Annotated in this window: 9 protein-coding genes; 2 read left to right on the plus strand and 7 right to left on the minus strand. The window is 36.9% G+C overall.

The genetic code is table 11. The annotated features are described in order from the left end of the window. Positions 1–37 precede the first annotated feature (37 nt). Positions 38–1,372, minus strand: a complete 1,335-nt coding sequence (nhaA, locus tag ACAY30_RS11705; RefSeq protein WP_290251620.1) for a Na+/H+ antiporter NhaA — start codon at positions 1,370–1,372, stop codon at positions 38–40. A gap of 461 nt (positions 1,373–1,833) precedes the next feature. Between nhaA and ACAY30_RS11710 the strand changes: the two genes are divergently transcribed. Continuing rightward, a complete protein-coding gene (locus ACAY30_RS11710) occupies positions 1,834–2,226 on the plus strand; it encodes a hypothetical protein (protein WP_290251619.1) in 393 nt (130 codons plus the stop codon). Positions 2,227–2,491: 265 nt separating this feature from the next. Here the strand turns inward: ACAY30_RS11710 and ACAY30_RS11715 are convergent, their stop codons facing one another. From ACAY30_RS11715 to csm6, 6 genes are read right to left on the minus strand one after another with little or no spacing between them, the layout of a single operon-like run. Then, positions 2,492–4,336 carry a hypothetical protein gene (locus ACAY30_RS11715; protein ID WP_290251618.1) on the minus strand — a complete coding sequence of 615 codons (1,845 nt, stop codon included), beginning with the start codon at positions 4,334–4,336 and terminating at the stop codon, positions 2,492–2,494. Positions 4,337–4,339: 3 nt separating this feature from the next. Further along, positions 4,340–6,184, minus strand: coding sequence for a hypothetical protein (locus ACAY30_RS11720; RefSeq protein ID WP_290251617.1), 1,845 nt, complete (start codon positions 6,182–6,184; stop codon positions 4,340–4,342). Between the two features lie 7 nt (positions 6,185–6,191). Beyond that, positions 6,192–6,836 carry an OmpA family protein gene (locus ACAY30_RS11725; protein ID WP_290251616.1) on the minus strand — a complete coding sequence of 215 codons (645 nt, stop codon included), beginning with the start codon at positions 6,834–6,836 and terminating at the stop codon, positions 6,192–6,194. After that, positions 6,826–8,754, minus strand: coding sequence for a MotA/TolQ/ExbB proton channel family protein (locus ACAY30_RS11730; protein ID WP_290251615.1), 1,929 nt, complete (start codon positions 8,752–8,754; stop codon positions 6,826–6,828). Before ACAY30_RS11730 ends, ACAY30_RS11725 begins: the two co-directional genes overlap by 11 nt. Beyond that, positions 8,754–9,197: a hypothetical protein gene (locus ACAY30_RS11735; RefSeq protein ID WP_290251614.1), complete on the minus strand. Its 444-nt coding sequence runs from the start codon at positions 9,195–9,197 to the stop codon at positions 8,754–8,756. The genes ACAY30_RS11730 and ACAY30_RS11735 overlap by 1 nt, the downstream gene beginning before the upstream one ends. Before the next feature lie 39 nt (positions 9,198–9,236). After that, positions 9,237–10,439 (minus strand): CRISPR-associated ring nuclease Csm6, encoded by a 1,203-nt coding sequence (gene csm6, locus ACAY30_RS11740; RefSeq protein ID WP_290251613.1) that lies wholly within the window; start codon positions 10,437–10,439, stop codon positions 9,237–9,239. 205 nt (positions 10,440–10,644) lie between these two features. On the opposite strand from csm6, the gene ACAY30_RS11745 reads away from it, so the two are divergent. Next, positions 10,645–11,793 carry a Card1-like endonuclease domain-containing protein gene (locus ACAY30_RS11745; RefSeq protein WP_290251612.1) on the plus strand — a complete coding sequence of 383 codons (1,149 nt, stop codon included), beginning with the start codon at positions 10,645–10,647 and terminating at the stop codon, positions 11,791–11,793. Positions 11,794–11,891 lie beyond the last annotated feature (98 nt).

Raw genomic sequence — 11,891 nt, forward strand, 5'->3', positions numbered from 1 at the left:
AAGCTTACAAGTATGCACTGTTTTCATGTGTAACAACTCAAGAAATTTTTTCTCTTGCGGGTAAGTACATTAACAGTAAAAGTCCAGCTAAAGCGGAAAAAACAGATGCGAGGAAAATCCCCATTTTTGCGTTATTTAAAATAGTTTCGCTAAAAGCTATGTCCGCAATAAACAGCGCCATGGTAAAACCAATCCCGGCGAGTATGCCACCTCCGGCAAGCAACCTCCAACTGAGTTCCTGAGGGAGAGTTGCAATATGCAAGCGCACTGCCAACCAACAGAACAACAAAACACCCATAGGTTTACCTAGCACAAAGCCTAAAAATATTGTTACGGTAACAGAGCTAGTGATGTCGCTTAATGTGAGTGGCAAGCCAGCGTTAGCAAATGCGAACAGAGGCATAATGATAAACCCCACCCAGGGATGCAAGGTTATCTCCAGACGCTCCACTGGAGATAGTGATTCACGCGCGGCAATCTCGGCCATCTGTAATGTTTCTCTACCTTTCGTGTCACTACTACTTTCGCTACTCGCTGGATGCGCAATAACCTGATCCAATATCAAGTACAACCGATCGTCACTTACCCATCGGCGCGCTGGCGTCATTAAGCCGAGTATAACACCTGTGATCGTGGCGTGGATCCCAGACGCATCGACTGCGAACCAAATGAGCACACCTACCAATATGTAGAGAGAGAAGCCACGAAAGCCAACCATTGCCATGATGCGTGAAATCAGTACGCCAAGCACGGCAACCAACAGCGGCCACCAGACAATATTACTACTGTAGCCGATCGCGACAACAAGGATAGCACCAATATCGTCAACAATCGCCAAAGATAGCATAAATATCCGTAAGCTGTGAGGTATACGCGAGCCAAGAAGCGCTAGGCAACCTATAACAAACGCCGTATCAGTTGCCATTACAGTGCCCCAGCCAGAACTACCAGGTTGGCCTGATTGCAGTGCTAGATAGATTGTCGCAGGGACAATCATACCGCCGATAGCGGCTGCTATTGATAGCGCAGCCATGCGAGGCTTGTTTAATTCACCGAGAACAAGTTCTCGTTTGAGCTCCAATGCAACAAGAAAGAAGAACAACGTCATTAAACCTTCATTGATCCAATCACGCCACGAACGAGTAAACTCGAACGCGCCAAAAGTAAACCCCACCTGTATCTCCCAGGCATGTTCGAACGCGTCGGCCCACGGTGAGTTGGAAAGAACCAGTGCAACTACAGTAAACAATAGAAGTATTGCCCCTCCAGCAGATTGAATGTCCAAGAAACGTACAAAGGGGTTCCTGTACCGATCAATAAACTCCTTCGGAAGTTTGGTGTTATTTGGATTAGCTTGCTGATTTCTACTCATAAAAACTTCGTTCCGGTTGTCTAGCGATAACGCCCCGTTTCTCGTCCTAGTTGAATTAGCTTTATAAGAGTATACAGTTATTTGATGAGACAGCTTATCTAGATAAAATTTGCACTCCGCAGGACAAAGAAATAGATTCCTAAGGTGTAAGCTCAATAGAACGTAGTGACCTATTCTTAATATTGCTCTAATAGGCTGTTAATTATGAATTTAATCGCACGTTTGGATCGATTGTTGTAAATTTCTAATCTTTTTTTGAGAATTGCATATCGAAAGTCTTGCTTATCAACTAAAGGTAATCCCCTTGAATCGACCAGGTTTTGGTAGACACAAAGGAGTGTTCTGATTGTTCTGCGCAACTAAATCAGTTCATGACAGCGACAGCACATTAGGAAGGAATGCCTTTTCATCATCTGTAACCTAACTGGTGCCATCAGCACCTCAATGCGCAAACACCGCTGATGGCGCTTAAAGAGCTTGGTGGTTGGAAAACGCTAGAAATGGTGCAGCGGTGCGCTCACCCGAATGAAAGTTACTTAAAAGCTCATGTTAACAACGTGCACGTAAAACAAGTTATTCAAGGTGAAGTTAATGCGCTTACTGTGGCAAAGAAAAGTGTGTCAAAAAATAATGTGTCAAAAACGGGAGAAAAGTCAGAGTGTGGCAAAAAATCGTCACACTTGGAGGTTGTCACTGAGGACTATGTGATAATTGGTGAACCCCAAAAACTAAAAAACCTGCTTAAAATCAGCAGGTTAATTATGGTACCGGAAGCCGGACTTGAACCGGCACGCCCGCAAAGGCAACGGATTTTGAACTTGACCAAGCTACCAGCGAACGATTCAACTTATTGATTTTATTGATAATGACACAGTAGTAACTGTGTCATTTTTATGTCACGTTGTAAAAAATCGTCTCACCAACATGTGAGCGATTTGCTCTATCATTTCCGGTGATTTTTGACGCATTTTTCACAGAGAATTACAAAGTAAGACAAACCGTCATAGAGTCAAAGGGTCAAATGATCAAAGAATGTTAGCCACTTCCTTTTCCTTTTCCTTTCAGTAATACTTTCGGTTAACGATAATTTGGCCTAGTTACTTCTCCGAATTTCAGCTTTTAATTGGCTGTTTTAGTTAAATTCCTTATCTGCAATTCAATGTTGCTCTTTTCCTTAAGCTTTCTCTTCTCGTTCTTAATTATTTCCTCTTGTTTCTCTTGATATATATTCCTTTCACGCCCGATAACACTCAGACCGAATATTAAGGATAATAAGCTTACGAACAGAAAAAATGACATTGTACTAAACCAAGCAAACACAGGTACGAGTTCCGTATTCATAGCTAGAACATTGGTTCCAGCCAGTACCACAGAAACGAAAATCGCTTTAACATTAAAGTTGTGATCCTTTTGCAAAGATTCTTTAGCTCTAGATAAGTCAGTTATATCTCTTTCAACATGAGAAAGTTTATTGGCTAAGTCATCCTTAAGTTCCTTAACCTTTTCCGAATTTTCATGTAGCTCTCTTAAATCTTCAGCGAGCACATCATGCATTTTATCTAGTTTAAAAACGTCTCTCCATAATTCGTGAGCCATATTATGCAATGACAATTGGCTTGGTACTAAGGTTCTGTAATTTAAACGTAACTTTAATGCATCAACATAATACTGCTGCGTTTCATCATGCGACGTAAAGTCTTCGAACTTAAAGTGTAGGGCTTTATTTAGTAAAATATATTCATGAAGATTGATCAAAGATATTGGAAAGTATGTTTTTATTGCGTGCTTATTTATGAAGCTTTCGTCAAATTGTTCATTTTCCTTGGTTGAAGAGAGCTTTACAAATAATGCGCCCCCCTCTTGTGAGCAATAATGAACTTTGTTTTTTAAATCTGAACCTTTATTACAATTTACCAATTTATCTGTGACTTGATATTTAGGGGTAAATTGTCGAGAAAATAAATTACCTAAATAATCTAACTCAGAATCTTTTACCATTTCATCTATATTAGCCGTAAAGAAAGAATGAAGACGTACTTTAGAAATAGACTCTTTATTTATTTTACTATCTAGGTTAACTAGTTGGTATGCAAGCTGGGTTAAATTGAATGCTACTGTTTGATGATTAATTTCTAAAAAACATTCTGTTTTTACTAAGTTATTTGCGAGTTGCGATAACTTTCGAGATTTAACCTTTTCCGTCAAGCTGTCATTTTTAGAGATCTCATCCCATGTATCTTCTGTAATAACTAATGGTGATACTTTCTGGGTAAGCTGAAAACCACGATTTTGTGCTGTTGAAAGTTGTTTGACACTGTGTGCTAACAAACCGAAGTTTGGACATAGACTTGTTTCTTTATCTTTGTAGGTAACATAGAAATTTATAAAGCATATGCCACTCGGAATAAGTGTCAATAAAACCTGATTTATTTGCACAGAAATATCGGAACCTTCTTGCTGTAAAGAAAGTAATGACTCCTGCTTTTGTTCTAAAATTAGAGACGGTGACATTTTTTCATCAAGCCTCAATTTTATATTGAGGCCATTTAATATATTCAATGCTCCAGAACTTAACTCTAATACTTGAATTTCGTTGTTATACAATTGGTAATTGAATAGTCCTCGAACCCTTTGGTGAAAGTCATCCAAATTGAAATACACTTTATCTTTTGTTTTTTTCCAAACGCTTGAATCATTGAACAAGTTTTTTAGTAAAATGTGTTGTTCAGCTTCAATATTCTTCGTTGTTAATAGGTTAAATAGTGAAGTTAGTGTCGGAGATTGCTGTATTTCATTACGCAAAGAATCAAATACTGAAGTGTTAAGTAACAATTCATAAAATTCGTAAAGATCTTTTTGCTTAGACAAACCTGTATCAACAGCAACGGTCACAATATGCTGATGTGATTTATTGGATTTTTTATTTGACAGATGTAGCGGTGCCGTCATTAAAACGTCTTTCATAAATTAATATCGTCCGAGTTCTTCAATTATAGATATTGTACCGATAACAGTTCGACGTATATCATGAACACCTTTATTCTTAGAATCAATAAAGCAAACAAATTTGTTTAGCTCTGGGAGAGTAAGCTCGCTTATATAAAAATTTTCACCATCCATAAGTGCTGATTTTTGTGCTTCAGTCATTGAGTTGAGACAATCGAGTCTCGCTTTAACTTTGACTTTATGGCTTCGTTCATTGTGTAAAGACTTCTTAAACGATACATAACTTATTGAGTAAGATAATTCTGTGTCACTTACCGCTTTACTCAATTCGATATCGTACATGGGTCTTTTGTATTCTCTTTGCCAGTGATAAATGTCTGCATACCTTTCAAGCTTTTCATGCTCGTTCAGTGGAGTAGGAATACCTTCTTTAACTCTTTTGTTGATTGGGACGATTTTCTTTAGCTCTTCCGAATACTTTCTAGCTATAACGATTCTTTTTACATTTCTATCGACTGCGACGTCTTGTGTTGTTCTTAGTTTCTCTTCTAGAGCGGAATGCCAATACTTCTTGTGGTCATGCTTAAACATTGGCTTCAACGTCAATATCTCATTGATATTTTTAAACCTGTTTTTCAATAAAGCCTGGCCTTCAATAGAACTTTCTAGATAAAAACGACTATTATGATAATTATCTTTTTGTTCATTAGGAATGTCTTTAGGTGCTCTAAAAACTTCAACACAAATCAGGTTCTTAATCTTAAATATTCCGACCTCAACAGACAGGTCATCTTGAAATTCAAATACGAAATCTTCGATATTTGATAGCTTTTCTTTTGTGATTTGGTATGAACTTGGTGGTAGGTAAACCACTAAATCACTCATCTGAGTTTGATAATATCCAAAGAATCTCATTCTATCAAAAAGTTGATTTCTTTCAGGTTTAGATATGTTGATATGCGACTGAGATCTACTACCTATTATATGGATGATATTTTGAAATTTTGAATAATGTGGAATGTTGCTTATTTTTGATATGTATATTGATACTTGCTTATCTAATTTTAAGCTAATTTGCTTTTCCGAATTACAATTTTCACCAAGCCAATCAGCTAAGTCATCTCCTATATTATCTTCATTAATATAAACTTTCTTGTTGCTATTCTGGTCATCATTTTTCGTGAACGGCTTTTCAGCAAAACACCAATACATATCCTTAAGAGATTGAGCTAATTCCGTGTCATTAATTTGTGACAAATGTGTGACTAGCCAAGCTGATTGTTCGTCATCCAAAAGGTTTAAATTACGTATAGTAAGTGAAACTAGCTTTTCTCTAACTTGGTTTGAAAGTAGTAATTTGGAATTTTCAAATAAATCAAAAAGAGAGCTTTTTTGATTGAGAGCAAGTTTGATTAAATCAGGCCACCTTTTCATTTGAAGAAGAAAAGCAATTCTCAAGACGACTGACATTTCATTGGCTTTGCTATTCAATCCTTTAAACGCTTGGATTAAGCTCTGAGATGGAATAGTGAGCTCATTTTCCAAAGAGCGAACAATACAACTTGCTGCTATTTGAGTGGCAAGTTTACTGTTAATTATCGCCTTCCACAATAATTCAGATGAGCTTAATTGCTCTTCTTCAGGTGTGGTTGACCATTGTGTTGGATCACAAAATAGCATAAGCCAATCAATGGGTGATATCTTATCTGTCTCCTGAGATTTTATTAAAGAGACGATAGTTTTCACGTCTCTTATCGGGAACTCGATTTCGCCTAGTTCGAACATTTCAGTATACTTTGAAGTATTTAGGTCCTTAGCAACACCACTAATTGCAGGGGGTTTAGGAATGGAAGGGATGGCAAACATTTAAACCTCACTTTAAATCAAAAAGAGTATGCAATTTTTCCAACCCTTTAAATTGAAGGCGGAACATTACTTTTCTGTCAGACCTTTCATCATTTTCTTGATTAGCATTAAACTCACCTCGCCCAGCAACCAGTAATTTATCAAGAAACTGATATTTATAATCAAAATCTTTGTGATCGATATTTTTATATACGCTGTTGGCTCGTCTTAACGATAAAAGCATATTCGCATTTTCCGAGCCGCTACTCGATGTGTGTCCTTCGATAATAACCCTGACTATTTCTTCTGAGGCTCCAGGAGTTTCAAAAATAACGCGAGCGTAGTGTGGGACGAAGTTGTCTAAAAACGACTGGCCATCCTCTCTTAGTTCATGTTCACTCAAATCAAATAAAACGGAGTCCATAATTGATATATCTCCCGTTTCTTGATTAATTTCAGCTTCAATACCGCTTTCTTTTAACATTTCACCGAGCGCCGTTATGATAACGACGCGCTGGTTAGTTTGCTCTTCTTGCTGTTCGGTGATTTTAACTAGTGTTGTTACCAACAAAAGAGCAAAAATCATCAAAGCTACAGACATAAGATCGCCAACAGATAACCAAGTACCAGATTCATCTGGTTTGGTTGAGTTGTTAAATCGATTAGCTAGCATTTTTAATCTCTCTTACCTGTGGCATATTTTCTTTATTGGATGAAACACCACCATTGCTCGCCACTACAATCGCACTTGCTGCCGCTGTTAGGTTACGCATGATTGTTGCTGTCGAGTCATCAACTTCTTTAAAGAATCTTTCTGTTCTATCAGTTGTATTTTCAAAGTAATTGGTTAAAGAAGATTCTAACTTCTCGATTGTTTGACCAAAAGCATCCGTTGCTTCTGTATAACTCTTATTAAGAGCCACAACCCCCTCATTGTTTTGTTGAGTTTGAGTGATAAGGTCAACTACTTGAGACTCATTAAAAATGGATACGGCTTGAACGAGGTTATTTAGGGTTTCAGTGCTATTTACAATTTTTTCGACTGCTTTTTCGGTTTTTTCTACGAAAATATTGCGTTGGGTGAGGTCGCTTGTATAAGCATCTTTGTATTGGTCGATCACTCTAAGTAATCCATCTTCTTGTTCACTTAACAATCCTTTTAGATTGTTATTTTGCTCTCCAAAGAACACCGTTAAGTTTTCTTGATAACTAACTCTAAATGCCTCGAGCTCTCGTTGAAGAGCATCTTTGATGTTGTTTACTTTCTCATCAATGTCACCTAGTCCTTTTTCAAGATTAATACGAGCACTGTCCATTACTTTTTCAGCTTCATTAGCACTACTAATAAATGCCTCTCGTTGGGTTTGCATTCCGGCTTGCGCATCTCTCAATGATTCAGCGATTTGCTCGCCAACCATTTCTAGAGTTCCTCTTGTTTCTTTTTGGAAGGTTTTTAATGTTTCATGCAAATCAGAAGAAAATTCTTTCATCTCCTTCAATGTATCAACTTGGAATTCTTTAATTGTTTCAATAGAAGAGCCTAAACTCTCGGTAACACTTCCAAGTTGAGAAGTTAGAGCTGAAATCGACTGATTACTTTCTTTGACGCTCAAAGAAACATCTTGGATCTGCTCAGCTACCGGCTTGATTATTTCATCACGTAAACTGCCCGTTAATTTTTCAATGATCTCTTGTCCACTTTCAGCTTTAATCTTGGCTAGAATATGAAGTTCATCAGTCATTTGACTTAATAGAGGCTTAAACTCTTCTTGCATGACATCACGAATATTAGAGCCTATTTTGTGGCCCATTACATCAGGGTTAAAATCTGATAAGGCGTTTACTACTTGGCCAAATTGTTCACCTGCGCTTTTTAATGACTCCATTGATTGTGCCTGCATATTAGCAAGCTTATCTTGCTTTTCAGGATCTAAACCTTTTAAATACTCGATTGGGCTGACCAGATATAAATAGTCAGCAAGCTCTGCTTTTTTCGCTAAGAAAAGAGACATTTTAGCTTTGGTGAAAAGGGAGTGGACGGTCATAAAAATAGCGCCACATGCTAGTCCAATTAAAGATGTACTAAATGCAGTCTTCATGCCATCAAGCAAGCCTGTAGCACCTGCTATAAGAGCATTTGAATCAGCACCACTACCTAGGTTTAAAGTTGAAAGACCAAGGCTAATACCAATAAATGTACCTAAAATACCTAGCGATGTAAGGAAAGATGGTACGAAACCGAAATTTGATTCCTTAAAAGGAGGTAATATTTGCTCGAAACGCTCAACAGCTAAAAGCTTATTGTTTCGAACTATTAAGTCGATGGTGTTTTCATCACCCTCTTCTACAAGCAATATTTGCCTGGCAAGTTCATATTTCTCTTGCTCTTCAATAGAAACGGTTACATCACCAGAAGTAGCTTTTTGCTGCATACTTTTTATGAATTCAACTCTAGAGTTGTAAGTTTTTTTCTTATTTATGAATAGTCTTATTTCTAATACTAGAAAAATCATCAAGAATGAAATGGTGGTGATCATAAAACTCATGGAAATAGTGTCTTTCCATGCTGTTTCTATAAACTCAATAAACATTATTTTAAATACTCCTTCATAAAGTCTTGAATTTCGCCTTCGAAATATTTTTTAATCTGACTGGCGGATAGTGCTTTTTTTGCTCTTGCCCAAGGTAAGTGGTCGGCATCGTCCTTACTCCCCTCGATATACTCGTAATATGCTTTTTTTAATTCATCGTTATCCATAATAATTTTTTCACGCAACTTAATTCCTAGAAGCGGGTAGTCCGGCCGACTATTGATGTCGTCATAAGCAAGGTATGTTAGCTCTGGATGATTTGTTAGGAGCTCTATTTGCAGTATGGGTTTTAATTCCCTGAGCTTTAACGCAATTAGTGAATCTCTGCCCCATTGTGATTGCGCATACTTCCATGACCTATTTACGCGATTTATTAAACGTACATATTCACCAAGGGTTAGTTTACGCCTATACTGCATTTTGTTGATTTCTGAGAGTTCCATATAAACTTGCTTATTGTATTGATAATTTGATTCGTAGGATTAGCCGATAAATCGAACAATTGACTGGTCGATGTTTATCCCAAAATAGTTGAAATTCTTATTTTTTCCGTCAGATTTTTTATATGATTTGCTGAGTGAATCGATATCGTAATGTTCAGCTATATTCTCTGGAAGTTCATTTCGAAGAGCTTGGCTTATTTGATTTTTTCTGTCTGTAAAAAAAGATTTCTTCAAGCCATGCCTTAAGCCTTCAACCTCACTGTCTTTTAAAATAAGGTGCTTATTTTCTATCACGTAAATAGCATTTTTAAGGTTTTCCAATTTGTATTCTTTGCCTTCTATTTTCAGTCGCTTCTCTATATACAAAATGGCAAGAGTTTTATCTGATGTCGAAGGACAATCAAAACCTTCATGACCATTTAATAAGTCATCGACCATTATTAAATAAAAAGCCATGTTAGCTTTGGTTAATTTGACTTTTACACCTGAGCAGATGAGTTCGCAACTTGTTACACTAATATCAAGGGATAATGGACGGTTTATGATCTCGAATACCAATTCAGTGTCTTTTATGGATATAGGGTGTGTTAGAAATCGCTTTGGTAAACTTGGCCTTAGCTGTACGTAAGGAATGTTTGATAAAGTGACATGTGCAACCTGTGAATTGAGCACACCATGTACCGTGTTTATTTTATTTTTATATGGTGTTGGATAAAAAAAGTCGCAATGTTCAAAATCAGGAGAAACGAATACATGGCTTAACGTATCTTGAGGTCTTGCAAATATACTCATGGCATAGCTTAAGTAAAATGTCATAGTCTTCCGGCCTCCAGCAAGAGAAGCATGTAAAACCTGGCTTTCACAGCTTGTCAGACGCTTTATGTTATCGAGCAAGCATTGAGCTATAGCATTCATCTCTTTCGCTGTGGTTACGTCTGATATTGTATTACCACAACTACTTTTAGGCACCCAAATATCATTTTCTTCAAACTGAATTGGAGGTAAATCATAATCTTGAGTTAATTTTTCAAGTATAGTGAAGCCATTATCTTTAGGTTCTAAGAGCGCTTTGGATATCTTCTCTTTGCAGGATGATGTTGTAACGATTTTGATATCGTTTATAACTATATTTCGGTGCTTGAATAAAGCGTAAATAGATTCGCTAACAATCTGTGGTGAACCGCCAACAAGCGCCAATAAAGTATGGCGTGTGACTCCCAAATCCTTTTGAGATGTAGGCATAAAAATACAACTTAAATCTTTATTATTGTGGTTATTTATCGTACTGACATTTTACTTAACGTCGACGCATCTTATTTGATTCCCAAATTATTGACAAGTAATTTACATAAATAAAAAAAATAAATACCATTGAAGGTATAGGTTTAGCATTTTGGGGGCACCTTTGATATCTTTAGCGAAAAAATAACAGATAATTAAAGTTGTAATGAAAACCTGCCATATTAGTTTGTTAGACGAACAACACACGAATGCTTTAACACCACTACTCGACCCAGCTATTCCTTCAACCCGAACAGTGTTTTTAATAACCACTGATCAAAAAAGACATATAGAAAACCTAAAGGCTTTATTAGAGCCACGCGGAATACAAGTTAGTTACCACGTACTTCCAGAAAGATTGAGCACTGGTGGTATGATAGATGAAATTACCGAGATTTTTTCTGGAGAGTTAAATAAAAATGAAGATGAACAGGTTGTATTTAATGCAACTTGTGGAAGTCGTCGTTTAGCCTTGATTACTTATGACATTGCTAGGACTTTGGAAATCGAGTCTTACATTATAGAGTCTGATTTAGACGCTCTTTATTGGTTATATCCTGAGGAAAAACCAAATAGTGAGCTTGCTGATAAAATCAAGCTTATAGATTATTTCAAAGTGCATGACATCCATGTTGGGATGGTTTCCAATATTAGAGGAGTTCTTCCTAAAATAAGGGAACTAGGAAAAAAATGGACTAGTAGTGCAGTACGCTACTCTGCGGCTCTGGGAATGCTAAATTATTTAGCATCTTCAGCAGATAACGGTGAACTAAAGTCAGAGCCTATGAATAACTCAATGATGTGCAACTCATCATTACAAGATTTACTTGATGATCTAGAATACATTGGCTTTGTCGAGCGTTCTGGGAAGAGTTTAATATTCTCTAGTGAGGAAACTAGATTTTTTGCTAACGGTGGCTGGTTAGAAGAATATGTTTTTGGAACTATCGTTAAGCTAAAAAAAGAACTACCAAGACTTCAAGATTGTGCTCAAGGTATGGAGGTAATTAGAAAAGTTGGAGCAAATAAAGTTCAAAATGAACTTGATGTTGTATGCCTAAAAAACAACAAGCTCCACATAATTGAATGTAAAACGAAGAAATTCTTAGGTGGTGAAGGAAACGAGGTGATATATAAACTTGATTCGATTTCTGATCTTCTTGGTGGTAGTCATAGTAGAGCCCTTTTTGTGAGTTTAAAAAAGATTCGGTTTGCTGAAGATTTACGAGCGAAAGAGTTGGATATCACCTTCATGGGGCCTGAGCAACTGCCGAATTTAGAAGGTCATCTTCGGAACTGGCTTCGCCAAGCCTAGGGATAGTAATTCTCATATTTTTATTGTTAGATTTTAATCATTTCAAAACACTAGAACGCCAATAACTCTATGAACTACCAGCTTCGCTATACAGATAA

The sequence above is a fragment of the Thalassotalea ponticola genome (genome assembly GCF_041379045.1).
Lineage (GTDB): Bacteria > Pseudomonadota > Gammaproteobacteria > Enterobacterales > Alteromonadaceae > Thalassotalea_A > Thalassotalea_A ponticola.